Genomic DNA, 26,629 nt, shown 5'->3' on the forward strand with positions numbered 1-26,629 from the left:
CAAGTCGTCCCCTAGTTAGCGAGGCCCGCATGATCGACCCGGTGACGCTCGACGGTCCGTCCGCCGTCGGGACCTTCGACCAGAAGCGGGCCGAGAACGCCATCCGCGAGCTGCTCCTCGCGGTGGGCGAGGACCCGGACCGCGAGGGTCTGCTGGAGACCCCGGCCCGGGTCGCCAGGGCGTACAAGGAGATATTCGCGGGCCTCTGGCAGGAGCCGGAGGACGTCCTCACCACCACCTTCGACCTCGGCCACGACGAGATGGTGCTGGTCAAGGACATCGAGCTGACGTCGGTCTGCGAGCACCACCTGGTGCCGTTCCGGGGCGTCGCGCACGTCGGCTACATCCCGTCGGTCAACGGCAAGATCACCGGCCTGTCGAAGCTGGCCCGGCTGGTCGACGTCTACGCCCGCCGCCCGCAGGTGCAGGAGCGGCTCACCAGCCAGGTCGCGGACGCGCTGATGCGGATCCTCGAACCGCGCGGCGCGATCGTCGTGATCGAGTGCGAGCACATGTGCATGTCGATGCGCGGCATCCGCAAGCCCGGCGCCAAGACCATCACCTCCTGCGTGCGGGGCCAGCTGCGCGACCCGGCCACCCGGGCCGAGGCGATGAGCCTGATCATCGGTCGCTAGCGGCCCTGCGGCCCCGTCGGCCCCCCGGCCCGCGCCGGCTCAGAGCAGCTGGTGCTCCGCGTGCGGCGGGGCCGGGGTGCCCAGGGCGTTGCGGCGCCGGGGCATCCGCAGGGTCACCATCCGCCGCCAGCCGAACGCCCGGTCGTACAGGTAGAGCACGTGGACGCCCGCCGTCACCACGGCGCGCTGCCAGCGCGGCCACCCGAGGATCCGCGCCATCCGGGTCGTCACGGCGAGCCCGACGTCCCGGTGGGTGCGGATCTCGCCGCGCGCGCTGGTCTCCAGGGTGTGCCGGACGTACGGGCCGTGGCCCTCGGCGACCAGCCGCAGCAGCTCCTCGTGGCAGTAGGCGAGGTGGTTGTCCTCGTCGGCGGAGATCATCCGCATCGCGCGGCCGAGATCCGGATTGTCGCCGTACACCTTGACCAGCTGGCGCATCTGCTCGGCCGCGCGCTGCTCGGTCACCCGGCTGTGCGCCAGGTAGGTGATGATCTCCCGCTCGGCCAGCGGCACCTCGCTGTTCAGCCGCTCGTGCGAGAGGCCGACGCCCTGGCGCTCCAGCAGCATGCAGTAGTCCGCTTCGGCGGGGACGTCGATCCTGGGCAGGCCGCGCTTGTGCAGCAGCTGGGTGAAGATCCGGCCGTGCTTGCGCTCGTCGGCGCCGTGCCGGGCGATCTTGGGGGCGAGGACCGGGTCGCGGGTGAGGGCGGCGATCCGCTCGTTCTCCCAGCCGCCCTGGTCCTCGCCGCCGGCCGCGATGCTGCAGAAGAGCTGATAGGCCTCGTCGTTGCGGTAGATCTCGGTGAAGAGCGATCGGGTGCTGAGCATGGGGCCTCCTGCACGGATCAGGTGTCCACCCGGGCCGTTCGGCCGGGCGGTCGCGATACGTTCCCCGTGGTGCCGGCGGACCGGCCCGACCGGCCGGTAACCACTCGTCCGGCGGCCGTCGCCGCCGGCGGTCAGGTCCAGGTGAGCCGGGCGCTCATCCACTCCAGGGCGGCCGGGAGCTCGCGGATCCAGCTGTCGAAGTTGTGGCCGCCGTCGTCCAGGTAGAGCGACTCGACCTTGAACTGCGGATTGGCGGCCGCGACCTGCTGGGCGAGGTCGACGAACTTCACCGTCTCCGGGTAGTCGGTCTCCTTGCGGGTGCTGATCACCAGCAGCGAGAGGTTCGGCGCGGGGAGGTTCTGCAGCCGCCAGCCGAGGTCGCTCTGGTCGGCCAGCGCCTTGTCGCCGCCGAAGAGGTTGCCGCCGGTGAACTGGTCCTCGGCGACCTTGAAGTCGCCGTGCATCCCCACGCCGTTGCCGTAGACGTCCGGGTAGCGCATCGCGAGCCGCATCGCGCAGCTGCCGCCGGTCGAGAAGCCGAGCACGCCCCAGGACGAGGGCGAGCGGCTGACCCGGTACGCCGAGCGCAGCGCCTCGGGCACGTCCTTGGCGAACCAGGACTCGGCGCGCGGGCCGCCGGGGACGTCGACGCACTCGGTGTCGCGCGGCGGGGCGACGCTCGGCCGGGCCATCACGATGATCGTGGGGGCCATCTTGCCGCCCTTGCGCAGCTCCCAGGCGGTCTGCGGGACGGGCAGGTCCTTGAGCAGGTGCATGGTGGTGCCGGGGAAGCCGGCGATGGTCAGCAGCACCGGGAAGCGCACCATGGCGAGGTTCGGGTCGAAGTACTCGGGCGGCAGGTAGACGAACATCTGGTCGGAGAGGCCGGTCTCCTTGCCCGCCACCCGGACCGATTCGATCTTGCCGACCTCCTCCGGGGGGCCCTTGGGCAGATCGGTCACGGTCTCCAGGCCGCCCTCCTCGGTCGGCTGGACCAGCGCGTCGGAGACCGGGGTGCCGCTGTGGTGGCGCTCGCTGCTGGTGAGCGCGAGCTTGGCGCCGCCGGGGCTGAGCAGGTCGTCCCATGAGGTGTAGAAGCCGAACGAGTTGTTGACCGACAGCGCCAGCACCGCGAGCACCGAGACCTGAGTGACGGTCAGCAGGCCGATCCGCCCGAGCACCGGGAGCGGGCGCTGCCGGGCCAGCCGGGGCCAGAGCCAGAGGGTGGTGAGCAGGGCCGCCGCGCCGAGCGCGAGCAGCGAGTTCACCAGCGCGTCGCTGGTCAGTTCCATGCCGTCGGCCTTCCGGTGGGAAACTCTCGGTGCAGGCTTCATCGTCTGGCGGTGCGTCAGCCACGGCCATCGCGGCTAGGCTGTCCGGACGTCGGGGCAGGCGGAGTCCGGGGCGATCCGACGCAACCGGTCCCCCGGAACGCGGCGTCCACCGTACGTACCGGGTATGCGGGGGTCCGTCGCGCCACGCGGCGGGAAGGCTCCGGCGCCCACCCCTCGGCTCAACCACAGCGTCCGCCGAACACCGGTTTACCCTCCGTTGCCGGATGTTTGGTGTGCGCATTGCCCGATGAAGGAAAAGGCATGAAGGTCCCTCACAACTCCTCCCCCGGAGTGACAGGACTGCAGTCCGCAGCCTCTACGCTGAGCTTCCATGAGCGTTCCCGTGTCCGTTGAGCCGAGCCCCGAGCAGCCGCCCCGCCGCCGCGGCCTGCAGACGCTTCGTACCCAAGCGGCCGCCGTCCCCCGGGCCTGGCTCCCCGGCGCGGTCGGCTACGCCTGTCTGCTGATCGGTCTGGTGGACACCGCCAGCGCGGTGTTCCCCAAGCTCCGGCACACCAAGGTGCACGACTTCGCGGGGCAGCTGCCCGGCGGCACCACGACCCTGGCCGCGGCCGGCACGCTGATGGTCGGCCTGCTGCTGGTGCTGCTCGCCCACGCCCTGCGCCGCCGGAAGCGGCGGGCCTGGCGGGCCGTCTGCGTGCTGCTGCCGGTCGGCGCGGCGCTGCACATCCTGCGCTGGCACCAGATCGGCCCGGCGGTCGTCTCGCTGGTGCTGTTCGCGGTGATGCTGGTGCACCGGCGCGAGTTCTACGCCAAGGCCGACCCCCGGACCCGCTGGCGGGCGGTGGTCAACCTGGTCGTGATGGGGGCGATCAGCGTCGCGCTCGGCCTGCTGGTGGTCTCCACCCGGACCGGGTACGAGATCGGCGACCCGAGCCTGTTCCACCGGCTTGAGCACGTCGGGTACGGACTGTTCGGCTTCGAAGGGCCGGTCGACTACAGCTCGGACCGGGTCTCCGACCAGGTCGCCTACCTGCTCGGCGGGCTGGGCCTGATCACCGCCTTCACCACCGCCTACCTGGCGCTGCGGCCGGAGAAGCCCAAGCCGGAGCTGACCGCCGAGGACGAGGAGAAGGTCCGCGCGCTGCTCGACCGGCACGGCGAGCGCGACTCGCTCGGCTACTTCGCGCTGCGCCGGGACAAGAGCGTGCTGTTCTCGCCCTCCGGCAAGGCGGCGATCTCCTACCGGGTGGTCTCCGGCGTGATGCTCGCCTCGGGTGACCCGGTCGGCGACGTCGAGGCCTGGCCGGGTGCGATCAAGGTCTTCATGACCGAGGCCCGCGAGCACGCCTGGGTGCCGGCCGTGATGGGCTGCAGCGAGGTGGGCGGCGAGGTCTGGACCCGCGAGGCGGGGCTGGACGCGCTGGAGCTGGGTGACGAGGCGATCGTCGACACCGGGACGTTCTCACTCGCGGGCCGGGCGATGCGCAACGTGCGCCAGATGGTCAAGCGGATCGAGCGCAACGGCTACTCCTGCCAGGTGCGGCGGGTCGCCGACCTCACGCCGGACGAGAAGTACCGGATCGCCGACGCCGCCTCCCGCTGGCGCGGCACCGACACCGAGCGCGGCTTCTCGATGGCCCTCGGCCGCTTCGGCGACCCGGGCGACGACGCCTGCGTGGTGGTCACCGCGCACAAGGCGCCGGAGGAGGGCGAGGACGGCGACGACCTGAAGGCCGTGCTGCACTTCGTGCCCTGGGGGCCGGACGGCATCTCGTTGGAGCTGATGCGCCGCGACCGCGCCGCCGACCCCGGTCTGAACGAGCTGCTGATCGTCGCCGCGCTGCAGGCGGTGCCGGCGATGGGCGTGCGCCGGGTCTCGCTCAACTTCGCGATGTTCCGCTCGGCCCTGGCGCGCGGTGAGCGGATCGGCGCCGGCCCGGTGCTGCGGGCCTGGCGCGGGCTGCTGGTGTTCCTGTCGCGCTGGTTCCAGATCGAGTCGCTGTACAAGTTCAACGCCAAGTTCCAGCCCGAGTGGGAGCCGCGGTTCCTGGTCTTCCCGAACACCCGGGACCTGCCCCGGATCGGGTTCGCCGCGATGCAGGCGGAGGCCTTCATCACCCTCGGCATGCCGCGCTTCGGCCGCAAGCCGCAGCGCCAGGGCCCGCTGCCGGCCCCGGGCCGCCCTGAGGTCACCGAGGCCGCGTAGGCCGTCGCCCGCCCCCGGACCCCCGTCGGAGACCCGGCGGGGGTCCGGTCGTCTCCGGGGGAGCGGGGACTTGAACTGATAATGGGGTTATGAGCACTTCGCTGTCCTTCTCGCTGCCGGCCGGACTGCCGCGGCTCGACCGCTGCTCCGTGATGGGCGTGGTCAATGTGACCCCCGACTCCTTCTCGGACGGCGGGATGTGGCACGACCCCGCCCGGGCCATCGCCCACGGCCTGGCGCTCCGGGCCCGCGGCGCGGACCTGGTGGACGTCGGCGGCGAGTCCACCCGCCCCGGCTCGCAGCGGGTGCCCGAGGAGGAGGAGCTGGGCCGGGTGCTGCCGGTGGTGCGCGAGCTGGCCGACTCCGGGGTGGTCGTCTCGGTCGACACCATGCGCGCCTCCGTCGCGGAGCGGGCCGTCGCGGCCGGTGCCCGGATCATCAACGACGTCTCCGGCGGCCTGGCCGACCCCGCGATGGCCCGGGTGGTGGCCGAGACCGGCGTGCCCTTCGTGGTGATGCACTGGCGCGGGCAGTCCGCCGACATGGACAGCCTGGCCGTCTACGGCGACGTGGTCGCGGACGTGGTCGGCGAGCTCACGGCCCGGATGGACGCGCTGCTGGCGGCCGGCGTCAAGGAGGAGCAGCTGATCCTGGACCCGGGCCTGGGCTTCGCCAAGACCGCCGAGCACAACTGGGCCCTGCTCGGCGGGCTCCCGGCGCTCACCGCGCTCGGCCGTCCCGTCCTCGTCGCCGCATCGCGCAAGCGGTTCCTGGGTACGCTGCTCGCCGACCCGGAAACCGGGGAACTGCGCCCGGCCAGGGAGCGCGACGACGCGACCGCCGCGGTGTCGGTGCTGTCGGCCGGGGCCGGGGCCTGGGCGGTGCGGGTGCACGACGTGGCCGGCACGGCGGACGCCGTCCGGGTGGTCGCCGCCTGGCAGCGGGCGGCCCGGCAGGACCCCTCCGGCCCGTCGGCGGGCCGGAGCGGCAGGTGAAACGGGAGGGTCTGTGGCAGGTGACGGCAGGGTGAGCGGCGAGACCGCGGGTCAGCGCGCCCGGGAAGCGGACCGGGAGGCCGTACTGGAGGCCAACCGGGCGCTGTACGAGGCGTTGGAGAACGGCGATCTGGAGGCCGTCGAGGAGGCCTGGCTGGGGGCCGACGAGGCCGACGACAAGGGCGGCGTGGTCTGCGTGCACCCCGGCTGGCCGGTGCTGCGCGGGCGGGCCCAGGTGACCCGCTCCTACATGTTGATCATGGCGAACACGGAGTACATCCAGTTCATCCTGACCGACGTCGAGGCCGAGGTTCAGGGGGATGTGGCCCTTGTCACGTGCACCGAGAACATCCTTTCCGGCGGCGAGGCGGAGGAGGAGGGCGAACTCGGCCCGCTGGTCGGCGGAAAGGTCGTCTCGACCAATCTCTTCCGCCGCACCCCGGCGGGCTGGAAGCTCTGGTCCCACCACGGTTCACCCGTTCTGACCAGCGGGGACGACGAGGACGAGGACTGACCCGGGGCCCGCTGGGGAAATGCCCGCCGGAGGCGGCCCGGGAATTCCCGGACGGCCACCGAACGTTCACGTCAATCGCCGATCCGGCGTGCGTGGCGTCGGTTCGTGCCGGGTAGGACGGTCAGGCGTTGTCGGCGCTCGCGGGTAGATTCGAAACGCAGTGGCGGCCGTCGTGTCCGCCTCCGCCCTGCCTTCCCCCCGCTTTCCGGGGCAGGGCCCGTCCGAGTGGGAGCAGTGATTCGTTTGCTGGACCGCGTCACCCTGCGGGGCCTGCGTGCCCGGGGTCACCACGGTGTCTTCGAGCGCGAGCGCGTCGAGGGCCAGACCTTCGTGGTGGACCTCGTGCTCCACCTGGACACCCGCCCCGCCGCGTCCGGCGACGACCTCACCCGCACGGCGCACTACGGCGTCGTGGCCGAGGAGGTCACCGCGATCATCGCCGGCGAGCCGGTCGACCTGATCGAGACCCTGGCGCAGCGCATCGCGGACCAGTGCCTGGCGCACGAGGCGGTCGAGGAGGTCGAGGTCACCGTGCACAAGCCCGACGCCCCGATCACCGTGCCGTTCGACGACGTGACCGTGACCATCCACCGGGGCCGCGCATGACCCGCACCGCGTACCCCGTGCCAGCCGCAGAGCCCGTTCCAGTTGTAGGGGAAGCCCGATGAGCACCAGCGACCCGACCGCCTCGCCGAGCACGTTCGACCTGGAGAACCGGGTGGACTCGGCCGACGCCACGCTGCACAGCCAGCGCTGCGCCGTGATCGCCCTCGGCTCCAACCTGGGCAACCGCCTGGACACCCTCCAGGGCGCCGTGGACGCCCTCGCCGACACCCCCGGGCTCAAGATCAAGGCCGTCTCCGGCGTCTACGAGACGGAGGCCCTCGGCGGCCCCGACGAGCAGCCCAACTACTACAACGCGGTGGTGGTGCTGCGCACCACCCTGCCCCCGCGCGACCTGCTGGAGCGCGGCAACGCGATCGAGGACGCCTTCGGCCGGGTCCGCACCGTGCGCTGGGGCCCGCGGACGCTGGACGTCGACATCCTGGCCTACGAGGGCGTCACCAGCGACGACCCGCAGCTGTTGCTGCCGCACCCGCGCTCGCACGAGCGGGCCTTCGTGCTCGCCCCCTGGCTGGACGCCCAGCCGGAGGCCGAGGTGCCCGGCCACGGCCAGGTCGCCGCGCTGCTCCAGGCGCTCGGCGGCGCCGACGCCCAGGGCGTCCGGCGGCGCGAGGACATCGGGCTGACCCTGCCGGAGTAGGCCCCGCCGGCCCGTACGGCCGGGAACTCGGACGAGGTCCCGGCCGTACGAGTAGGTGTCCGCCATCCGCGCGGGTGCCCGCCGGCCCGGGCCCGGTACGGTGGCCTGGCGCCGTCGTACCGTCCGCCCCGCCCCGTCGCCGGGCCGGGGCGCCTCCCAGCCGTCGGCCGGGGGGAGCAGGGCCGGGCCCGGGGGCGGCCGCCCGACACCGCAACCCCGGGAAGGACCACGTCCGAGTGAAGCTGCTTCGCCTCCGTCTGCTGGTCGGCATCACCGCCGCGACCACGGCGCTGTCGTGGGCCGGTGCCAAGCTGTGGGCCTCCCTGGACACCCTGCCCGCGGTGCCGGGTGCGGCTCCGGTGGTACTGGCCGCGGTGGCGGTGATCCTGCTCGCCACGGCGATCTCGCTGCGCTCCCGGCTGAAGGCGGCGCGCGAGCGCCAGCCCGGGGCGAAGGGCGTCGACCCGCTGGGCGCCGCCCGGGCGGTGGTGCTGGCGCAGGCGAGCGCGCTGGTCTCGTCGGTGGTCACCGGCATCTACGCGGGCGCGGGCATCTACCTGCTCGGCGAACTGGACGTGCAGGCCCGCCAGGACCAGGCCGTCACCGCCGGCTTCGCGGTGCTGGCCGGGGTGGCGGTGATCGCGGCGGCGCTCTGGCTGCAGCACGTGTGCAAGCTGCCGGAGGACCACGACGACCCGAGCGGCCCGGCGGCGACCTCGCACCGCTGAGCGGACCCGCTTCGGTGATCATGGGTGAGGGCCCGGGTACAAGCGGTAAAGCTTGCGCAGTGTCAAGGGCCAAAGCGGACCCTGGGCTGACACGGCCCCAATTCGCACGCTAGTTTCTTGGCATGTCTCGCGGACGCCACCGTCATTCCTCCGTCCTCGGCCGGATCCTTCCTCCCACCGCCGCCGGCGTGCTCATCGTCGCCGCGGTGGCCGCGCTGCTCTTCAGTCAGGACACCGTCCTGGTCCGCTCGGTGGGCGTCGCCGCCGTGCTGGCCTCGCTCGGGATCGCCGTGCTGCTGCGCCAGCGCGACCGGGCCGCCCGGGCGGCCGCCGAGGTGTCGGTCGCGCAGCGGCTCCGGGCCGAGGAGCGCTTCGAGGAGCAGCTCGCCGAGGCCGAGTACGCGGCGGAGGTCGCCGAGGAGCGGGCCACCCGCTTCGGGCGGCGGCTGACGGCCGAGAAGTCGCGGCTGGCCAAGGCCGAGACGGAGATCGCCAGGCTGCTGCGCGAGCGCGCCGTGGCGGTCGCCGAGCAGGCGCTCAAGGAGGCCGAGGCGGCCCAGCGGGCCCTCGCGGCCGCCCGCCCCAAGTACCCCGCCAGCCCGGCCGCGTTCGTCCGCGCCGCGGCCGTGCTGCGGCAGCTGCAGCGGCAGGCGGCGGCCCGGGACGCCCAGCGTGAGCGCGCGGCCGGCGCGGAGGTCGCGCTGCGGGCCCGCACCGCGCCGGCGACCGTCCCGGCGTCCGCGCCGGTGGCGCCCGCCCGTCCGGTGCTCGAGCTCCGGTGGCTCCGGCCGTTCCCACGCCGGCCGCGTCGGTGCCCGCGGCGGCCGCCCCGGCAGCCGTCGCTCCGGCGCCCGCGCCGCGGCCCGCACTGACGGCGACGGTGGGCCAGCTGGGTGGGACGCCCAGCGCTCCCGTGGTGGCGGCCGAGCGGCAGCGCCCGCGCCCGCAGCAGGCCCGTGGGCAGGGCTTCAGCTTCTTCGGCCGCTCGGGAGCGGCCGGCCGTCCGGCGGCCCCGGCGCCGGCCCTGGGCAGCGTCGCCGAGCTGGGCGAGCGCGCCGACCTGGCGGACGTGGTGGGCGACGAGGCGGTGGCCGCGGTCAGGGCCGTGCCGCCGGCCGCCCTCCCGGACCGGGTGCGGCCCTCGGTCGAGCCGGCCGGCCTCGACCCCGAGGCCGGGCAGGCCGACGCCGTACCGGCCGACGCGGACCAGGACGCCGAGCCGGAGGGCGTCGAGCCGACCGTGGTGGACCTGACCCCGGACGAGGAGACCGAGCTGCTCCAGCTCCCGGAGCTGCGCGCCTCCCGCTGACCCAGCCCGGGCGGCGCCCCGCGCCGCCTCCGCCGCCGCCCCGGCGCGCGTCCCCCCGGTCCGGCCGGGGGGACGCGCGCCGGGGCGTTCGTGGCCGCACCGCCTGGGTGGCGCGCGGTGCGGGAACGGCGAAGCGCCCGGCCTCCGAGGTGGGGGCCGGGCGCTTCAGCGTGGCGTCAGAGCTGGACGCCGAAGTCCTGGGCGATGCCCGCGAGGCCGGAGGCGTAGCCCTGGCCGACGGCGCGGAACTTCCACTCGGCACCGTTGCGGTAGAGCTCGCCGAAGATCATGGCGGTCTCGGTGGCGGCGTCCTCGGAGAGGTCGTAGCGGGCGATCTCGGCACCGCCGGCCGCGTTGATCACGCGGATGTAGGCGTTGCGGACCTGGCCGAAGTTCTGCGAGCGGGCGACCGCGTCGTAGATCGAGACCGGGAAGGTGATCTTGACGGCCTCGGCCGGCAGGCCGGCGAGGTTGACGTTGATCGCCTCGTCGTCGCCGGCGCCCTCGCCGGTGCGGTTGTCACCGGTGTGGACGACGGTGCTGTCCGGGGTGCTGGTGTTGTTGAAGAAGACGAAGTGGCTGTTGGACAGCACCTTGCCGTCGGCGTTCAGCACGATCGCGCTGGCGTCGAGGTCGAACTCGGCGCCCGTCGTGGTCCGGACGTCCCAGCCGAGACCGACGGTGACCGCGGACAGGCCGGGGGCCTCCTTGGTCAGCGAGACGTTGCCACCCTTGGAGAGGCTCACTGGCATGGTGTTTGCTGTCCCTTCGTTGCTTTGCCGGGATAACGCGGGAGACCGTGGACTTGGTTCCACGCCGCGCGGCACACATTCTTCGGAGCGGATGACCGGTGGGCAATGGCCGGGGCCGAGCTCGCTCAGATTCGGCGGAAGCGGCCCTGAAGTGACCAGATGTTCGGATTGTCGGCCAGCTCGGGGTGCATGTCGAAGAGATCGGCCAGCGTGTCCTGGAGGAAATCCCGGGCCTCGCGGCGCAGGTCGCCGTGGCGGACCACCGCGGGCGCCTCGTCCGGCAGCCAGGTGGCGCTCACCTCGACCCAGTTGAACCGGCGGGCGAACCGCAGCAGCTCGGTGTTCTGGGTGAAGTCGAGGTCGCAGGCCTGCACCCGGGCGGCGCGGCCGCCGTCCGGGTCCCGGTCCAGCTCCTCGACGATGTCGCAGAGCGCCCAGGCGAAGTCCAGCACCGGCACCCAGCCCCAGGCGGTGGAGAGTTCCGCGCCGTCGGCGTCCAGGTAGACGTCGCCGCAGAAGAGGTCGTACCGCAGGGCGTGCACCGAGGCGCTGCGGTAGTCGGTCTGCGGGGGGTCGGGGAAGCGGTTGGAGAGGGAGTAGCCGAGCTCGATCACGTACGCCATTGTCGGGGCTGCGGGCGGTCCCGGATAACCGGGTGACCGGATAACCGCGTGACCGGGGGCGCGGGGCACGGGATGATGGGCGCATGCCCGAGCCCATTCGCGTCCGGGGATCGGTGGTCGTCCCCGACGCCGAGCTCGTCTGGCGCTTCTCCCGTTCCTCCGGCCCCGGTGGCCAGCACGTCAACACCTCCGACACCCAGGTCGAGCTGCGCTACGACCTGGCCGCCTCCGCGGCGCTGCCCGAGGTGTGGAAGCAGCGCGCCCTGGAGCGGCTGGCCGGGCGGCTGGTGGACGGGCGGGTGCTCGTGGTGCGCGCGTCGGAGCACCGCTCGCAGTGGCGCAACCGCGAGGTCGCCGCGGCCCGGCTGGCGTCCCTGCTGGGGGAGGCCACCGCACCGCCGCCGAAGGCCCGCCGGGCGACGAAGCCCAGCCGGGGCATGGTGGAGCGGCGGCTGACCAACAAGCGGCACCGCGCCGAGCTGAAGCAGGGCCGGCGCTCGCCGAAGGGCGAGTAGCGCGTCGGCCGCGGTCAGCCGAGCTGCCGGTAGCCGCCGTGGAAGTAGAGCAGCGGGCGGCCGCCGGCGTTCGGTACCGCGGCCTCCAGGACGCGGCCGAGCAGCAGGGTGTGGTCGCCGGCGGCTATCCGCTGCTCGGTGCGGCACTCCACGGTGGCGAGCGCGCCGTCGATCAGCGGCGCTCCGCTGCGCCGGCCCCGGTGGTGCGGGGCGTCGGCGAACAGCAGCCGGTCGCTGAGCCGGCCCTTCATGGCGAACCGCGAGCCGAGCGCCTTCTGCTCCTCGGCGAGCAGGGAGACCGCCCAGGTGTCGGCGCGGGAGAGCACCTCGTCCATCCGGGAGTCCTCGCGTACGGAGATCAGCACCAGCGGCGGTTCCAGCGAGACGGAGAGGAAGGACGTGGCGGTCATGCCGACGTCCTCGCCGTCCTCCGGGTCGTGGACGGTCACCAGGCTCACGCCGGAGGCGAGCTGGGAGAGGGCCGCCCGGAACTCGTCGGGCGTCGCTTGGGAGGCAGCTTCGGGCTGCGGAGCCGAGTACACGTACCGCACGGTAGTCGGCGGCCGCGCGAAACGGCATCGGGCCGTGGTCGTAGGACCATCGGCGCAGAGGTTACGTTCCGCGCCGAGGCTCACCCTCAGGGGTGAAGTGGAGGGACTGCCGGGCGGCAGGCGGCTTCAGTGCACGGGCAATGCGGCCGACCACCAGAAATGTTCCTATAAAGCCTTATGTCCCGTTATGGGGCGGATGAGCTGATTAAGGGCGCATAAGTGTCGTGTGATTTAAGTCACAAGTGGTGGCCTATTGCTGACCGAGCGTGCCGAACGCTGTGCTCCCTGTGATTCAGTTCTTCTGGCAATCGGACGATAACCATTCAAGAACTATCCGAAGCAGCCGGGGAGCCCCCGCATGGAAGCCGAGTCGGAGCCGTACGTCCGCCTCGCGACCCTCCGCACCTTGCACCGGGTCGTGGCGGACCTCAACGCTGCCCGCAGCCTGGCGGGCACGCTGCAGGCTGTGGTCGAGGGTGCGGTCCACGGGCTCGGATTCGACGCCGCGGCGGTCAGCCTGGTCCGTCCGGACGGCGACCTCGTGGTGGCGGCCGTCTGGGAGCTGGAGGAGAGCGCCATGGGCGGCCCCTCCGTCCTGCTGGGCCAGGTCGGCTCGCGCGAGTCCTGGGACCGGCTGCTCGGCGTCAGCGACCACTGGGGCACCCTGCGCTTCCTGCCCTACGACCGCGGCTGGGCCGTGGCCAGCGACATCCCGCGCTGGATCGGTGACGGCCCGATGCCCGTCTACGCCAACGACTGGCACCCCGCGGACGGGCTGCTCGCCCCGATGTACAGCGCCGGCGGCGACCTGCTCGGCGTGCTCTCGGTGGACCGCCCGCGCAGCGGCAAGCGACCCGGGGCCTGGACCCGCGAGGCGCTGGAGATGTTCTCGCTGCAGGCCTCCATCGCGATCGGCAACGCCCGGCTGCGGGCCGAGATGCAGCGCGCGCTGGCCCGCCTGGAGAAGGAGCAGCAGGCCCTGCGGGCCAGCGAGGAGAGCTTCCGCCAGGCCTTCGAGTACGCGCCCAGCGGGATGGCCATCACCGAGCTGCACGGCGCCGGGCGCGGCCAGCTGACCAGGGTCAACGACGCGCTCTGTCGACTGCTCGGCCGCCCCCGCGCGGTGCTGCGCCAGCAGAGCTTCGCCGACCTCGTCCACCCCGACGACCGGGCCCTGCTGGAGCGCACCAGTGCCGAGAGCGGCCGGGCCGAGCTGCGGCTGTCCCGCCGGGACGGCGGATACCAGTGGGTGTGCCTGCGCAACTCGATCGTCGCGGACGCGGCCGAGGGCCCGAGCTTCCTGCTCACCCACGTCGAGGACATCGAGGACCGCAAGCGCCACGAGCTCCAGCTCGCCCACCGGGCCAGCCACGACGCGCTCACCGGGCTGCCGAACGGTGCCGAGCTGAAGGCCCGGCTGGGTCGGCGGCTCTGCAACGAACCGCAGACGGTCGGCGCCGTCGCCGGACACCCGGCCGGACAGGGCGAGGGGGCGTACTCGCCGGCGTACGGCGGTTACGCCGTCGACTCCTACAGCGCGCACGCCGCCTACGAGGGGCTGGACGGGGCCGACCCGCGGACCGGCGGGACGCACGGCTACGGGCTGCCCGACGGCTACCCGGTGGCGGCCGCCGGCTACGGCGAGCACGAGCACGCGGTGGTCCCCGCCGACCACGGCCCGGGCGGGGACGTCTGGTCGGGCCCGTTCCGGTCGGGCGGCGCGGCCGCGGCGGACAAGGGGCTCGCGGTGCTCTTCTGCGACCTCGACGGCTTCAAGTCGATCAACGACCGGTTCGGCCACAACGCGGGCGACGCGGTGCTGGTCGAGGTCGCCCGCCGGCTGAGCCAGGCCGTCCGGGAGGGCGACACGGTGGCGCGCCTCGGCGGCGACGAGTTCGTGGTGCTGGCCGACGGCATCGGCCGCGAGGAGGCCAAGGACCTCGCCCACCGGCTGCGCAACGCGATCATCCCGCCGATGCGGATCGACGGCCGCGGGATGCGGGTCGGGGTCAGCCTCGGCGTCGGCTGGGCCGGCTGCGGGATGAGCATCGAGGAGGTGCTGCACACCGCCGACGAGCGGATGTACGACGAGAAGCGGGCCCGGGGCGGCGCGGTGCGCGGGGCCCGGGGCGAACGCTCCCACCGCCGGGCGGGTTAGACCCGGACGGCGGCCCGGGCGCCCGGTGTCCCGTGGCGGTGAGGTGAAAGCTACTCGCAGGTTGTCAAGGGGTCTTTTCGGCGGATCGGCTGCGGCAGGTAGGGTTCCCGGGTACGAGCGACCACCACGTGCGCCGAGGGCAGGGAAGTCCGGCGGCGCCACCGCGATGGGGAGTTGACCACCGTGACGACCGCCGGCAGCAACGGAGTGCCCGAGGGCCCGGAGGGCGGTGCCCCCCAGGACGACGATCCCTTCGGCTACCTCTACCGTCCGGCCGGCGGCGGCGCCGCGCAGCCGGCCGAGCCGCAGCAGGGCGTACCCCGTACGTCGTACAACCGGCCGATGGAGGTCGGCCGTGCGCAGTACGGGCAGCAGCGCCAGCAGCCGTACCCGCCGCAGCAGGGCTACCCGCAGGGGCAGCCGTACCCGCCGCAGCAGGCCGAGTACGGCGGTGCGCCCACGCAGCACCAGCCGCCCGTGCCGCACCAGCCCGCGCAGCACCTGGAGTACGGCGGCGACGCGCCCACCCAGCAGACCCGGTACGCCGAGCGCTCCCGGCCGCAGCCGGGCGAGGAGCGGGCGAGCAGCGGGAGGAGCAAGGGCGCGGTGATCGGCGCGGTGGCGGTGGTCGCGGCCATCGCGATCGGCGCGGGCATAGCGCTCTCCACCGGCGACCCGGACGGCGGCAAGAGCGGAAAGAGCGGCACCCAGACCACGGCCCCGCCGGCCCCGAGCGCCACCACCGCCGGCCCGTCCGCCTCCGGCACGGCCTCGCCCGGCGCCACCGCCACCTCGGGTCCGGCCACCGTCGACGCGGGCCAGCTGCAGGGCCAGAACGCCCCGTCCGGCAACACCGTCAAGGGCGCCAAGTCGGCGGACGGCAGCTACCTGACCCTCCAGCCGGGTGCGACCGTGAGCTGGACCGGCGACATCGCCACGGCCGGCACGTACAAGCTGACCGTGCACTTCAACAACGCGGGCAGCGACGTGAAGGCCTCGGCCGCGGTCAACGGCAAGGACTGGCCGAGCGGGCTGTCGCTCAAGAACTACTCGCCCGGCAAGGACCCGGCGTCCTCCTGGTACACCACGTTCATACTCCCGCAGTTCCAGGCGGGCTCGAACACCGTCGCCATCATGAACCCGAGCGGCGGCCCGGTGCTGATCGACCAGCTGACCGTCGAGCCGTACGGCGGCTGACCGGCGCGCGGACGCGAAACGGCCGCCCGTTCCCGAGGGGGAGCGGGCGGCCGTCGCGCGTCCGGTGTCAGGCGGGCCGCACGGCGGCGAAGGTGTCGCCGCCGGTGATCCACTCGCCCCGGCGCATGACGGCGACGAGGTCGTAGCCGTCGGAGTCGAGGACGACGAGGTCGGCGTTCTTGCCGGCCTCCAGCGAGCCGGTCGAGTCGGCGAGACCGAGCAGGCGGGCCGGGACGGTGCTGAGCGATTCGACGGTCTCGGCCAGGGAGAGGCCGTTGACGGTGACGGAGCGCTTGAACGCGACGTCCAGGGTGAGCGTCGAGCCGGCGATCGCGCCGCCCTCGACCAGCCGCGCGACGCCGTCCTTGACCTCGACCTGGAGCGGGCCGAGGGGGTAGAGGCCGTCGCCCATCCCGGCGGCGCCCATGGCGTCGGTGATCAGCGCGACCCGGGAGGCGCCGGCCGTGCGGTAGGCGAGGTCGAGGACGGACGGGTGCAGGTGCACGCCGTCGTTGATCAGCTCGACGGTGACCCGCTCGTCCTCCAGCAGCGCCACGATCGGGCCCGGGGCGCGGTGGGCGATGCCGGGCATGGCGTTGAACAGGTGGGTCGCGACGGTGGCGCCGGCGTCGACGGCTTCGAGGGTCTTGGCGTAGTCCGAGTCGGTGTGGCCGACGGCGGCGATCACGCCGAGGTCGGCGAGCATCCGCACCGACTCCAGGCCGCCGGGCAGCTCGGGGGCGAGGGTGACCATCTTGGCGTGGCCGCGGGCCGCGTCGACGAGCTTGCGGACCAGCGCCGGGTCCGGGTCGCGCAGCAGGTCGGGGCGGTGCGCGCCGCAGCGGTTGTGGGAGATGAACGGGCCCTCGAAGTGGATGCCGGCCAGGACGCCGTCCTCGACGAGTTCGGACAGCACGCCGGCCTGGCGGGCGACCTCGTCGATCTCGCCGGTGACGGTGGAGGCGACCGTGGTGGTGGTGCCGTGTTCGAGGTGGACGCGGGCGGCCCGCAGGGCCTCCTCGGCGATCCCGGAGGCGTAGGAGGCGCCGCCGCCGCCGTGGACGTGCAGGTCCACGAAGCCGGGGACGACGGTGTACCCGGTCAGGTCGAGATCGCCCGGCCGCGCCGCGCCGCCCGTGATGCCGGCGATCCGGTCGCCCTCGACCGTGAGCCGGTCGCCCTCGACGACACCGCCCGGCAGGACCAGCCGGGCGCCGGCCAGGGCGATGCCCGCGGGCCGGGCCGCCGATTCGATTCGCGCGGTGGTCACGCGGTCACCTCCATGGAGAGCAGATCCCAGGCGAGCAGGCCGGCGCCCAGGGACGCGGCGGTGTCTTTGAGCATGGCGGGTACGACCTCGGGGGGCATCTGGAAGGTCAGCCGCTCGGAAACCGCCGCGCGCAGGGGCGTGAAGAGGGTGTCGCCGGCCTCGGCGAGGCCGCCGCCGACGATCACCGTGGACGGGTCGAGCAGGCTCTGGGCGAGCACGATGCCGTCGGCGAGGGCGTCCACCGCGTGCTGCCAGACCGCGACCGCGCGGGGGTCCCCGGCGTCCACCGCGACGGCGCAGGATGCCGCGTCGGCGTCGGGGTCCCCGCTGGCCGCGGCCCAGGCCCGGGAGACGGCGGAGGCGGAGGCGAGGGTTTCCAGGCAGCCCCGGGCGCCGCAGCCGCACTGCGGCCCGCCCGGGCGGACCACGACGTGGCCGATCTCGCCGCCGTAGCCGTGGGCGCCGGCCTCGATCCGGCCGCCGATGCCGATGGCGCCGGCGATCCCGGTGCCCAGCGCGACGAACAGGAAGCGCTCCACACCCCGCCCGGCGCCGAGGCGGCCCTCGGCGAGCCCGCCGGAGCGCACGTCGTGGCCGAGCGCGACCGGCATCGCGGTGCCGCCCGCCCCGGCCAGGCGCGCGCCCAGCAGTTCGCGCATCGGGAGGTCCCGCCAGCCGAGGTTGGCGGAGAAGACCGCGATGCCGTTCTTCTCGTCGATCGTCCCCGGGACGGCGACGCCCGCCGCCAGCGGGGCGACGCCGAAGCGGCTGCGACCTTCGTCCGCCAGGTCGGCGGCGAAGTCGAGGATGGCGGCGACGACGGCATCAGTGCCGTGCTCCCGCCCGGTCGGTCGGCGTGCCTCGAACAGCACGGAGCCGTCCTGGGCGAGCAGCGCGGCCTTCATGCCGGTGCCGCCTACATCGAGTGCGATGACGTGCTTCACGGAGGACAGTTTCCCTTGGCTGGGTCGGAGAGGTCTAGTCCAGTTGTCGGATTGGTCTGGTCCAAAGTAGGTGAGCTTTGTCGCAGAACCATGGGGTGTGCGGCACTTTGCGCCCGCCCCGAGAGGGCGGTTTTCACGCCGATTCATTGCGCATCGTGCAATGACCTCCGCACTTCGATAACTACCCGGCGGGGACGGCCCACAGGTGTGGACCACTGTGCACCGCATTTGGCAGGGTTGCCGCCTCCCCTCCGCCGGATTCCCCCCTCCGGCCCCCCGCTTCCTTTCACCCCCCGAAGGCGGTACCCGCGTTGATCAGGCGCGCCCAGGCCCCCACCCGGCTGCTCGGCACCGCGCTGGCCGGAGCGCTGCTGCTCACCGGCTGCGGCGGCCAGGACGACAAGACCGTCACCCTCAAGCTCGTGGCGGCCGACTACGGCGAGGACGCGGCCACCAGCTCCAAGCTGTACTGGGACGACGTCGCCCGCCGCTTCGAGGCCGCCAACCCGGACATCCGGATCGACGTCGAGGTGACGAGCTGGACCGACATCGGCAAGCGGGTCGACGACCTGGTGGCCGCCGGCAAGTCGCCCGACCTGCTGCAGACCGGCGGCTTCGCCGACCAGGCGGTGGCGAACCGGCTGTACCCGGCGGGTGACGTCCTCTCGCTGGAGACCCAGGCCAACATCATGGAGTCGTTCGCGCACGCCGGCCAGGTGCTCGGGACGCAGTACGGCATCCCGTTCGTCTCCTCCTCCCGGGTGCTGTTCTACAACAAGGCGGTCTTCCAGAAGGCCGGGATCACCCAGCCGCCGGCCACCTGGAACGAGCTCCGGCAGGCCGCCGAGAAGATCAAGGCCAAGGTGCCGGGGGTCACGCCGTACGGGCTGCCGCTCGGTCCCGAGGAGGCCCCGGCCGAGTCGATGCTGTGGACGCTGAGCGGTGGCGGCAGCCTCTCCGACGACGTCGGCAACTACACCATCGACAGCACGGAGAACCAGGCCACCTTCACCTGGCTGCGCACCAACCTGGTCGACACCAAGCTGACCAACCCCGATCCCGGGAAGACCAACCGCACGCCGATGTTCACCGACTTCGCGGCCGGGAAGGTCGCGATGCTCAACGGGCACCCGACGCTGCTGCGGATGGCGGCCAAGGGCAAGATCGACTTCGGCACGGCGCCGATCCCGAAGAAGGACGGGCTGGCGAAGACCGGCAGCCTCGGGGTGGCCGACTGGATGATGGCGTTCAAGGCGAACGGGCACCGCAACGAGATCCGCAAGTTCCTCAGCTTCGTGTACGCCAAGGACAACCAGCTCAAGTTCGACGAGACGTACAACCTGCTGCCGGTCACCCAAGACGCCTTCACCGCGGTGACCAAGGACGGGAGGCACGAGGACCTCAAGCAGTTCGCGGCCGGGCTGACCAACGCGAGCTTCTACCCCTTCGGGGACCCGGCCTGGGCGGACGTCAGCAACCGGATCAAGGCGGGGATCGGCGGCGCCGTGACGGGCGACGCCAAGCAGGTGCTGGAGGGGCTCCAGGAGTCCGCGGTGAAGGAGGCGGCCCGGGTCCGCAAGTGACGGATCCCGGGCCGGGCGGCGGGTGCGGACGTCAGAGGGTGATGGCGTAGGCCTTGCGGAGGGTCTCGTGGACCGTCCACGTGGTGCGGTCGCCGGCCCGCAGGACGGCGCAGTCGCCCGGACCGACCTCCAGGGTCGGGCCGCCGTCGATCTCGACGGTGGCCCGGCCGCTGAGCACCACGAACATCTCGTCGGCCTCGACGTCGGTGACCACGCCGGGGGTGATCTGCCAGATGCCGCGCAGCTGGCGGCCGTCGGGGGACTCGGAGAGCACGCGGCCGGAGACCTCGGGGGTGCCGGAGACGATCTGGGCCGGGTCGAGCGGGTCGGGTTCGAGCTCGGCGGTCGGGATGTGCACGGCGAAGCTGGGCGTCATGGGGGTGACGCTAGCCCGGGCGGGGACGCCGGCGGGGGCGCAAGGTGTGTCGCCTCGCCGGGGGAGAATGACACTCCGTAGTGCTGGACGGAGGTGGGTCGCGGATGGGTGCGGGGACGGACGGGCTCGACGAGCGGGACACGGCGGTGCTGGAGCTCGAAGGGCGGCAGTGGCGGACGGCCGGGGCCAAGGAGCGGGCGATCCGCGAGGAGCTGGGGCTCTCCAGCACGCGCTACTACCAGCTGCTGAACGCCCTGCTGGACCGGCCGGCGGCGCTGGCGCACGCGCCGGTGCTGGTGAACCGGCTGCGGCGGGTGCGGGAGGCGCGGCGCGCGGCCCGGTAGCCCGGGTGGTCCCGGGCCGCTCGGGCTACCGGGGCGTTCCCGGGTCCGGGGGCGGGTCGGGCCCGGAAGGCTGGGTAGGTTCCGGACATGGGTCTTGAGGACATGGGTCTTGAGGAGATGGCGGAGCCGGGGAACGAGGCCGGACGGGCGGGGCTGGAGGCGATCCTCCGGGCGCCCCGGGAGGCGGTGGTGGCGCTCGACTTCGACGGGACGCTGGCGCCGATCGTGGCGGATCCGAGCCGGGCGCGGGCGCATCCGGGGGCGGCGGGCGCGCTGGCGGAGCTGGCGCCCCGGGTCGGCGCGATCGTGGTGGTGACCGGCCGGCCGGCCGCCCTGGCGGTGGAGTACGGCGGGTTCGGCGGCGTCGACGGCGTGGTGGTGCTCGGGCACTACGGGGCCGAGCGCTGGGAGGGCGGCGAGCTGACGGCGCCGCCGGCGCATCCGGGAGTGGCACGGGCGCGGGCCGCGCTGGACGGCGTACTGGCGCGGGTCGGAGCGCCGGCCGGGACGTGGGTGGAGGACAAGGGGCGCTCGCTGGCCGTCCACACCCGGCGGACGGAGGCGCCGGAGGAGGCGTTCGAGCTGCTGCGCGCCCCGGTGGAGGCGCTGGCCGCCGAGCACGGGCTGGTGGTGGAGCCGGGCCGGCTGGTGCTGGAGCTGCGGCCGCCGGGGGTGGACAAGGGCGCCGCGCTGACCGGGTTCCTGCGCGAGCGGGGCGCCCGGGCGGTGCTCTACGCGGGGGACGACCTGGGGGACGTGGCGGCCTTCGCGGCCGTGGAGAAGCTGCGCGGCGAGGGGCTGGCCGGCCTGCTGGTGTGCAGCGGCACGGTCGACGGCGACGCGCCGGTGCGGGAGCTCGCCGACCGGGCGGACCTGGTGGTCGCCGGCCCGGCCGGCGTGGTGGGGCTGCTGACGGCGCTGGGAGCGGCGCTCGGGGACGGGGCCCAGGGCTCCTAGAGTCGGCCGTGCCGGCCGGCGGTCGGGCCGCCGGCCGGTACGGCGGCGGTCAGTCCAGCGCCGTCAGCTGGTCGAGGAACCACTGCTGCGGCGGCAGCGCCGTCGAGGCGGCGGCGAGGCGCTTGGTGCGGTCGGCCCGCTCGTCCTCGGGCATGGTGAGCGCCGTGTGCAGGGCCTCCGCGGTGGCGATGACGTCGTACGGGTTGACGCACAGGGCGTCGTCGGCCAGCTCCGCGTGGGCGCCGGCCTCGCGGGAGAGCACCAGGGCGCAGCCGCGGTCGGAGACCACCGGTACCTCCTTGGCGACCAGGTTCATGCCGTCGCGGATCGGGTTCACCAGGGCGACGTCGGCCAGCCGGTAGGCCGCGAGGGAGCGCGGGAAGTCGTCGTTGACGTGCAGGATCAGCGGCTGCCAGTCGGCGGTGCCGAACTCCGCGTTGATCTCGGCGGCGAGCCGCTCCACCTCGGCGGTGTAGGCGCGGTACTCGGCGAGGTCGGTGCGCGAGGGGTAGGCGAAGGCGATGTGCACCACGCTGTCCAGCCACTCGGGGCGGGTGCGGAGCAGGTGCCGGTAGGCCTGGAAGCCGCGGACGATGTTCTTGCTCAGCTCGGTGCGGTCGACCCGGACGACGGTGCGCCGCCCGCCGACCGCCTCGCGCAGGGTGGCGAGCCGCTCGTCGACGTCCGGGCGGTGGGACCGCTCGCGCAGGAAGTCGGCGTCGGCCCCGAGGGCGTGCACGCCGAGCCGGGTGGTGCGGCCCGCGTGCGTCACGGTGAGGGCCTCGCGGTCGACGTCCGCGCCGAGGACGTCCGCGCAGCAGTCGGCGAAGGCGAGGGCCCAGCGGCGGGTCAGGAAGGCGGCCCGGTCGGCGCCGAGGATGCCGGTCAGGACGCTCTCGGCGACGTCGTCCGGCAGCAGCCGGAAGTACTCGGGCGGGGCCCACGGGGTGTGCGAGAAGTGGCCGATGCGCAGGTCGGGGCGGGCGGTCCGGAGCAGGGCCGGGGCCAGCGAGAGGTGGTAGTCCTGGATCAGTACCGCGGCCCCGGGCGCCGCCTCGGCGGCGAGGGCCTCGGCGAAGGCGGCGTTGTAGGCGCGGTAGGACTGCCATTCGGAGCGGAACTCCGCGCCGAAGGAGGGGGCCGTCGGGGTGGCGTAGAGCAGGTGGTGGACGAACCAGAGGGTGGAGTTGGCGACGCCGTTGTAGGCGGCCGCGAACGTCTCCGGGTCTATGTCCAGCATCCGGACGGCCTGTCCGCCGACGTCGTGGCCGGCCCGGTCGAGGCGGCCGTCGGGGGCCTCCCGGGCGGCCCGGCGGTCGGCGTCGCCGAGCGCCGCGCAGACCCAGACGGCATGCGGGTCGTCGATCGCGGAGAGTCCGGACACCAGCCCGCCGCCGCCCCGGCGCAGGGTCAGGGTGCCGTCGGCCGCGGTACTGAATGACACCGGTCCCCGGTTGGAGGCCACCAGTACGGTGGCGGAACCGGTCGCACTCGAACGTTCGGTCGTGAGATCGCCCATGGTTGGTACGTTGCCGTGGGCCCGGGTCGGCAAACCCCCGTCCGGCGTCAGGCCTGGTGGCCGTGGTGGGCGGCGTACTCCGGGACGGTGTGCATCGGGGGCCGTTCCTCCGCCGTGATCGCATGGGTGTGCGGGGTGAAGATGGCGGCGCCGCCGGCCGGGGGCCCGGCCGCGGTGCGCGGGTCCCGGGTGAACTGGGTGAGCAGCGGGTGGACCAGGTCGGCGGAGGCCTTCAGCCGGTGGGTCCGGTCCAGGCGTTCCAGGGCGGTGCGGTAGATGGTGGCGGCCATCCGGCCGAGCGCCTGGCTGTCCTGGTGGCGGTGGTGGCGTACGCCGACGTCCACCTGGGCGAGGGCGTCCAGGCCGGCGAGCTCCAGGGCGTCCACCAGGAGGCCGAGCTCGACGCCGTAGCCGGTGGGGAACGGCAGCCGTTCGAGCAGCGAGCGGCGGGCCGCGTACTCGCCGCCGAGCGGCTGGACGAAACCGGCGAGTTCCGGCCAGTGCAGGTTGAGCAGGGGGCGGGCGACCAGCTCGGTGACCCGTCCGCCGCCGGAGGGGACCACGGCGGCGTCGCCGGAACCGGAGCCGTTCGTCACTTCGAGCGGCCGGTCGTACATGGCCTTGACCAGCTGGATGTCCGGCTCGGTGAGCAGCGGGCCGATGATGCCGGAGACGAAGGCGGGGTCGAAGGAGCGCAGGTCGGCGTCGACGAAGCAGACGATCTCGCCGCTGGTGACCAGCAGCGAGCGCCAGAGCACCTCGCCCTTGCCGGGGGAGGCGGGCAGCCGGGGCAGGATGTCGTCGCGGTGGACGACCCGGGCGCCGGCCTCGGCGGCCGCGGCGGCGGTGCCGTCGACGGAGCCGGAGTCGACGACGACGAGTTCGTCGACGAGGGGCAGGCGTTCCATCAGCTCGCGGCGCACGGTGCGGACGATGTCGCCGACGGTGGCCTCCTCGTCCAGGGCGGGCAGCACCACGCTGACGGTGCCGGCCCGACCCGCCGCCTGCTTGGCCGCCAGCAGGGCGCCCACCGGGCGGTCGGCCGCGCTCCAGGAGCGGCGGCGCAGCCAGGACGCCGCCTTCGGGAGGAGCGCGGGTGTCGGTTCGGCGGGCACGGAACTCTCCTCGACGGATCGGGGTGGGACGGGGCATCTCGCGTGGCGGACGGTCCCGTTCAGGGTTGACGCCTTCGGATACAGTCTTCGTACAGCGATCGGACCTTCGCACGCCGGGGTCGCCGCTGAGCAGGACCACAACTTCACAGAGCTCATCCAGAGGGACTGAGGGAACGGCCCGTTGACGTCCCGGCAACCTTCTCGCACGGCAGGCCTCCGGCCCCGGCGGGACAGGTGCCAATTCCGGCCTGTGGCGCGCCCGCGTCACGGGGAAGATGAGGAGAGAGGCCTCCGCCATCATGGCTATCGACACCGCCGCAGCCGCCCCCGCGACCGTTGATCTCGGTCCCGCCGTCGCACTGTCCTGTCGGGAGTGCGGTACCCGGTTCCCGCTCGGTCCCAGCTTCGCCTGCCTGGAGTGCTTCGGGCCGCTGGAGATCGCCTACGACTTCGGGAGCGAGGGCGCGGAGGAGCTCCGCAAGCGGATCGAGGCCGGTCCGGCGTCGATCTGGCGCTACGCCCCGCTGCTGCCCGTCCCGGCCGACGTGGCCGACAAGCCGAACCTCAACCCGGGGTGGACCCCGCTGGTGAAGGCGGACAACCTGGGCCGCGAGCTCGGGTTCACCGCCCAGCTGCACGTCAAGGACGACTCCGGCAACCCGACGCACTCCTTCAAGGACCGGGTGGTCGCCTGCGCGATCGAGGCGGCCCGCGCGTTCCACTTCACGACCCTCTCCTGCTCCTCGACCGGCAACCTGGCCGGCGCGGTGGGCGCGGCGGCGGCCCGGGCCGGGTTCAAGTCCTGCGTGTTCATCCCGCACGACCTGGAGCAGGGCAAGGTCGTCATGGCCGGTGTCTACGGTGGCGAGCTGGTCGGCATCGAGGGCAACTACGACGACGTGAACCGCTTCTGCTCGGAGCTGATCGGCGACCCGGCCGGTGAGGGGTGGGGCTTCGTCAACGTCAACCTGCGCCCGTACTACGGCGAGGGTTCCAAGACGCTGGCGTACGAGATCTGCGAGCAGCTCGGCTGGCGGCTGCCGGAGCAGATCGTCATCCCGATCGCCTCGGGCTCGCAGCTGACGAAGATCGACAAGGGCCTGCAGGAGCTGATCAAGCTGGGCCTGGTCGAGGACCGGCCGTACCGGATCTTCGGCGCCCAGGCGGCGGGCTGCTCGCCGGTGTCGGCGGCCTTCAAGGCCGGCCAGGACGTGATCCGGCCGGTCAAGCCGGACACCATCGCCAAGTCGCTGGCGATCGGCAACCCGGCCGACGGCCCCTACGTGCTGGACATCGCCCGGCGCACCGGCGGGGCGGTCGAGGACGTCACCGACGCCGAGGTGGTCGCCGCGATCAAGCTGCTGGCCCGGACCGAGGGCATCTTCGCCGAGACCGCGGGCGGGGTGACCGTCGGCGTGCTGAAGAAGCTGGTCGAGACCGGACAGCTGGATCCGGCCAAGGAGACCGTCGCGATCAACACCGGTGACGGCCTGAAGACGCTGGACGCCGTCTCCGACTCCGGGATGACCACCGTCATCCGCCCGACGCTGGCCTCGTTCCGCGACGCCGGCCTCGCGTCCGCCTGACCCCCCGCCGCCCCCGCAGCCCGTACCGGCCGCCCGGCCGCACCGCCCGAGGAGATCCCCCATGAGCGCCACCGTCCGCATCCCGACCATCCTGCGCACCTACACCGGCGGCGCCGCCGAGGTGGCCGCCGAGGGCGCCACCCTGGGCGACGTCATCGCCGACCTGGAGCGGAACCACGCCGGGATCGCCGCCCGGATCCTGGACGACGCCGGCAAGCTGCGCCGGTTCGTCAACGTCTACGTGAACGACGACGACGTCCGGTTCGCCGAGGGCCTGGCCACCGAGATCAAGGACGGCGCGAGCGTTTCGATCATTCCGGCGGTGGCCGGCGGCTGCTGATCCGCCCCTTTCCGACCAGGCCTTTCATCGGCCGACCCGTTTTCGACCGGGCCGTCCGCCCGTACGGAATTCCGATCTCCGTACGCGCGGGCGGCCCGCCGCATTCCGGCGGGAATATTTCGCGGTCCGGGGGAGTAGAGTGTGGCTCGTCCGGGAAGAGGGCCGCGCCACCCCCCTCGCGCCGGTACTCGAACTCCGTCCGCGCCCGTACCGCCGGTGTCTGTCCGGCCGCTGAGACCGGCGCCGGGGCCGTGACCGTGAAACATGTCAGGCCGATGTCAGAATTCTCGAAGGCATTTGAGTAATTCGTCCGCTATGTCCGGCGTGAAATGCCGATTTCCTCCCGCTTTGGTCTGGCCTGTCCCCTGGCGGACCTCGGGAATTCCCAGCGGTTGACCCTGTTGCAGAGGGCGTCGATCCGGATACATTCAGCCGCGGTCGACGCAATCACCCGCTCACCGGAGGTCTTCCGGTGGTCTCCGCGGACGATTGTGGCGTGCACGGCTGCGCCCAGGGGGGGTTCCCCGGGCCGGCCTCAAACCAGACCCGGGCCCGCGACCTGCGGGCGCGTGAAGGGCCAGCACAGCACTAGGGGAGTTCGGAATGGCTCAGGGCACCGTCAAGTGGTTCAACGCGGAGAAGGGCTACGGCTTCATCGCGGTCGACGGTGGTGCGGACGTCTTCGTCCACTACAGCGCGATCCAGATGGACGGCTACCGCACCCTTGAGGAGGGCCAGCGGGTCGAGTTCGAGATCTCTCAGGGGCAGAAGGGCCCGCAGGCGGACATGGTCCGCGCCGCGGTCTGACCTTTCCGACCCCAGGAGTTCGGCTCGGCCCATTCGGCTGGTGCACCTCTTGCTTCACGACGGGCCCGTACGACACATGTCGTACGGGCCCGTCGGCATGTCCGGCGGGGGCCCGCGCGGCGTCCGGCGCGGGGGTGCCGGACACCCCGGCGGCGGCCCGTCGGCGGCCCGTCGGGGGCTCGCCGACGGCGGCCGCAGGGGGCGGACGCGGCTCG

At 73.4% G+C, this 26,629-nt stretch carries 28 protein-coding genes and 1 riboswitch; of the genes, 18 read left to right on the forward strand and 10 right to left on the reverse strand.

Going from position 1 to position 26,629, the window contains the following annotated elements; genetic code table 11:
* The first annotated feature begins 29 nt into the window (after positions 1-29).
* A complete protein-coding gene (folE, locus tag OG618_RS21305) occupies positions 30-635 on the forward strand; it encodes a GTP cyclohydrolase I FolE (protein ID WP_329489123.1) in 606 nt (201 codons plus the stop codon).
* 39 nt (positions 636-674) lie between these two features.
* On the opposite strand, the gene OG618_RS21310 is transcribed toward folE, so the two are convergent.
* Entirely contained in the window at positions 675-1,463 is a 789-nt protein-coding gene (locus OG618_RS21310; protein ID WP_329489124.1) for a ferritin-like domain-containing protein, read from the reverse strand.
* Between the two features lie 131 nt (positions 1,464-1,594).
* On the reverse strand, positions 1,595-2,755 hold the full coding sequence (locus OG618_RS21315) for an alpha/beta hydrolase (protein ID WP_329489125.1): 1,161 nt from the start codon (positions 2,753-2,755) through the stop codon (positions 1,595-1,597).
* 373 nt (positions 2,756-3,128) lie between these two features.
* Here OG618_RS21315 and OG618_RS21320 point away from each other — a divergent pair, with 373 nt between their 5' ends.
* From OG618_RS21320 to OG618_RS21355, 8 genes are all read left to right on the forward strand, one after another.
* Positions 3,129-4,967 (forward strand): phosphatidylglycerol lysyltransferase domain-containing protein, encoded by a 1,839-nt coding sequence (locus OG618_RS21320; RefSeq protein ID WP_329489126.1) that lies wholly within the window; start codon positions 3,129-3,131, stop codon positions 4,965-4,967.
* Positions 4,968-5,056: 89 nt separating this feature from the next.
* The gene (gene folP / locus OG618_RS21325) at positions 5,057-5,962 is read left to right on the forward strand and encodes a dihydropteroate synthase (protein WP_329489127.1); all 906 of its coding nucleotides are present in this window, start codon (positions 5,057-5,059) and stop codon (positions 5,960-5,962) included.
* A gap of 31 nt (positions 5,963-5,993) precedes the next feature.
* A complete protein-coding gene (locus OG618_RS21330; RefSeq protein WP_329489128.1) occupies positions 5,994-6,476 on the forward strand; it encodes a nuclear transport factor 2 family protein in 483 nt (160 codons plus the stop codon).
* Positions 6,477-6,722: 246 nt separating this feature from the next.
* The gene (gene folB, locus OG618_RS21335; protein ID WP_329492204.1) at positions 6,723-7,082 is read left to right on the forward strand and encodes a dihydroneopterin aldolase; all 360 of its coding nucleotides are present in this window, start codon (positions 6,723-6,725) and stop codon (positions 7,080-7,082) included.
* A 58-nt stretch (positions 7,083-7,140) separates the two neighbouring features.
* Positions 7,141-7,740 (forward strand): 2-amino-4-hydroxy-6-hydroxymethyldihydropteridine diphosphokinase, encoded by a 600-nt coding sequence (gene folK, locus OG618_RS21340; protein WP_329489129.1) that lies wholly within the window; start codon positions 7,141-7,143, stop codon positions 7,738-7,740.
* A 236-nt stretch (positions 7,741-7,976) separates the two neighbouring features.
* The gene (locus tag OG618_RS21345) at positions 7,977-8,468 is read left to right on the forward strand and encodes a DUF3180 domain-containing protein (protein WP_329489130.1); all 492 of its coding nucleotides are present in this window, start codon (positions 7,977-7,979) and stop codon (positions 8,466-8,468) included.
* 122 nt (positions 8,469-8,590) lie between these two features.
* Positions 8,591-9,340 carry a hypothetical protein gene (locus OG618_RS21350; RefSeq protein WP_329489131.1) on the forward strand — a complete coding sequence of 250 codons (750 nt, stop codon included), beginning with the start codon at positions 8,591-8,593 and terminating at the stop codon, positions 9,338-9,340.
* An 8-nt stretch (positions 9,341-9,348) separates the two neighbouring features.
* A complete protein-coding gene (locus tag OG618_RS21355; RefSeq protein WP_329489132.1) occupies positions 9,349-9,777 on the forward strand; it encodes a hypothetical protein in 429 nt (142 codons plus the stop codon).
* A gap of 176 nt (positions 9,778-9,953) precedes the next feature.
* Here OG618_RS21355 and OG618_RS21360 read toward each other — a convergent pair whose 3' ends face one another.
* Both OG618_RS21360 and OG618_RS21365 read right to left on the reverse strand, forming a co-directional pair.
* Positions 9,954-10,529, reverse strand: a complete 576-nt coding sequence (locus tag OG618_RS21360) for a TerD family protein (protein WP_329489133.1) — start codon at positions 10,527-10,529, stop codon at positions 9,954-9,956.
* Between the two features lie 125 nt (positions 10,530-10,654).
* On the reverse strand, positions 10,655-11,152 hold the full coding sequence (locus tag OG618_RS21365; protein WP_442906838.1) for a hypothetical protein: 498 nt from the start codon (positions 11,150-11,152) through the stop codon (positions 10,655-10,657).
* 83 nt (positions 11,153-11,235) lie between these two features.
* On the opposite strand from OG618_RS21365, the gene arfB reads away from it, so the two are divergent.
* Positions 11,236-11,667 carry an alternative ribosome rescue aminoacyl-tRNA hydrolase ArfB gene (gene arfB / locus OG618_RS21370; RefSeq protein ID WP_329489135.1) on the forward strand — a complete coding sequence of 144 codons (432 nt, stop codon included), beginning with the start codon at positions 11,236-11,238 and terminating at the stop codon, positions 11,665-11,667.
* A 14-nt stretch (positions 11,668-11,681) separates the two neighbouring features.
* Here arfB and OG618_RS21375 read toward each other — a convergent pair whose 3' ends face one another.
* A complete protein-coding gene (locus OG618_RS21375) occupies positions 11,682-12,209 on the reverse strand; it encodes a flavin reductase family protein (protein ID WP_329489136.1) in 528 nt (175 codons plus the stop codon).
* Between the two features lie 367 nt (positions 12,210-12,576).
* On the opposite strand from OG618_RS21375, the gene OG618_RS21380 reads away from it, so the two are divergent.
* Positions 12,577-14,376: a GGDEF domain-containing protein gene (locus OG618_RS21380; RefSeq protein WP_329489137.1), complete on the forward strand. Its 1,800-nt coding sequence runs from the start codon at positions 12,577-12,579 to the stop codon at positions 14,374-14,376.
* A 174-nt stretch (positions 14,377-14,550) separates the two neighbouring features.
* Complete coding sequence (locus OG618_RS21385) at positions 14,551-15,573, forward strand: hypothetical protein (RefSeq protein ID WP_329489138.1); 1,023 nt, start codon at positions 14,551-14,553, stop codon at positions 15,571-15,573.
* Positions 15,574-15,640: 67 nt separating this feature from the next.
* Here OG618_RS21385 and nagA read toward each other — a convergent pair whose 3' ends face one another.
* Together nagA and OG618_RS21395 are read right to left on the reverse strand one after the other, a co-directional pair.
* Positions 15,641-16,843 carry an N-acetylglucosamine-6-phosphate deacetylase gene (gene nagA / locus OG618_RS21390; protein WP_329489139.1) on the reverse strand — a complete coding sequence of 401 codons (1,203 nt, stop codon included), beginning with the start codon at positions 16,841-16,843 and terminating at the stop codon, positions 15,641-15,643.
* On the reverse strand, positions 16,840-17,787 hold the full coding sequence (locus OG618_RS21395) for an ROK family protein (protein ID WP_329489140.1): 948 nt from the start codon (positions 17,785-17,787) through the stop codon (positions 16,840-16,842). Before OG618_RS21395 ends, nagA begins: the two co-directional genes overlap by 4 nt.
* Positions 17,788-18,098: 311 nt before the next feature.
* Between OG618_RS21395 and OG618_RS21400 the strand changes: the two genes are divergently transcribed.
* On the forward strand, positions 18,099-19,370 hold the full coding sequence (locus OG618_RS21400) for an extracellular solute-binding protein (RefSeq protein WP_329489141.1): 1,272 nt from the start codon (positions 18,099-18,101) through the stop codon (positions 19,368-19,370).
* 31 nt (positions 19,371-19,401) lie between these two features.
* Here the strand turns inward: OG618_RS21400 and OG618_RS21405 are convergent, their stop codons facing one another.
* The gene (locus OG618_RS21405; protein WP_329489142.1) at positions 19,402-19,746 is read right to left on the reverse strand and encodes a cupin domain-containing protein; all 345 of its coding nucleotides are present in this window, start codon (positions 19,744-19,746) and stop codon (positions 19,402-19,404) included.
* A 104-nt stretch (positions 19,747-19,850) separates the two neighbouring features.
* Between OG618_RS21405 and OG618_RS21410 the strand changes: the two genes are divergently transcribed.
* Together OG618_RS21410 and otsB are read left to right on the forward strand one after the other, a co-directional pair.
* Positions 19,851-20,090: a DUF3263 domain-containing protein gene (locus OG618_RS21410; protein ID WP_329489143.1), complete on the forward strand. Its 240-nt coding sequence runs from the start codon at positions 19,851-19,853 to the stop codon at positions 20,088-20,090.
* Between the two features lie 87 nt (positions 20,091-20,177).
* A complete protein-coding gene (gene otsB / locus OG618_RS21415) occupies positions 20,178-21,047 on the forward strand; it encodes a trehalose-phosphatase (protein ID WP_329489144.1) in 870 nt (289 codons plus the stop codon).
* Positions 21,048-21,096: 49 nt separating this feature from the next.
* Here the strand turns inward: otsB and OG618_RS21420 are convergent, their stop codons facing one another.
* Together OG618_RS21420 and OG618_RS21425 are read right to left on the reverse strand one after the other, a co-directional pair.
* Positions 21,097-22,566 carry an alpha,alpha-trehalose-phosphate synthase (UDP-forming) gene (locus OG618_RS21420; RefSeq protein WP_329489145.1) on the reverse strand — a complete coding sequence of 490 codons (1,470 nt, stop codon included), beginning with the start codon at positions 22,564-22,566 and terminating at the stop codon, positions 21,097-21,099.
* 47 nt (positions 22,567-22,613) lie between these two features.
* Positions 22,614-23,681, reverse strand: coding sequence for a glucosyl-3-phosphoglycerate synthase (locus OG618_RS21425; RefSeq protein ID WP_329489146.1), 1,068 nt, complete (start codon positions 23,679-23,681; stop codon positions 22,614-22,616).
* Positions 23,682-23,830: 149 nt separating this feature from the next.
* Positions 23,831-23,963, forward strand: a riboswitch (SAM riboswitch).
* A gap of 17 nt (positions 23,964-23,980) precedes the next feature.
* Between OG618_RS21425 and thrC the strand changes: the two genes are divergently transcribed.
* The 3 genes from thrC to OG618_RS21440 all read left to right on the forward strand — a co-directional run bounded on the left by thrC (position 23,981) and on the right by OG618_RS21440 (position 26,414).
* Entirely contained in the window at positions 23,981-25,267 is a 1,287-nt protein-coding gene (gene thrC, locus OG618_RS21430) for a threonine synthase (RefSeq protein ID WP_329489147.1), read from the forward strand.
* 61 nt (positions 25,268-25,328) lie between these two features.
* Entirely contained in the window at positions 25,329-25,607 is a 279-nt protein-coding gene (locus OG618_RS21435; protein ID WP_329489148.1) for a ubiquitin-like small modifier protein 1, read from the forward strand.
* A gap of 603 nt (positions 25,608-26,210) precedes the next feature.
* A complete protein-coding gene (locus tag OG618_RS21440) occupies positions 26,211-26,414 on the forward strand; it encodes a cold-shock protein (RefSeq protein WP_030289665.1) in 204 nt (67 codons plus the stop codon).
* Positions 26,415-26,629 lie beyond the last annotated feature (215 nt).

It is taken from the genome of Kitasatospora sp. NBC_01246, assembly GCF_036226505.1.
Lineage (GTDB): Bacteria > Actinomycetota > Actinomycetes > Streptomycetales > Streptomycetaceae > Kitasatospora.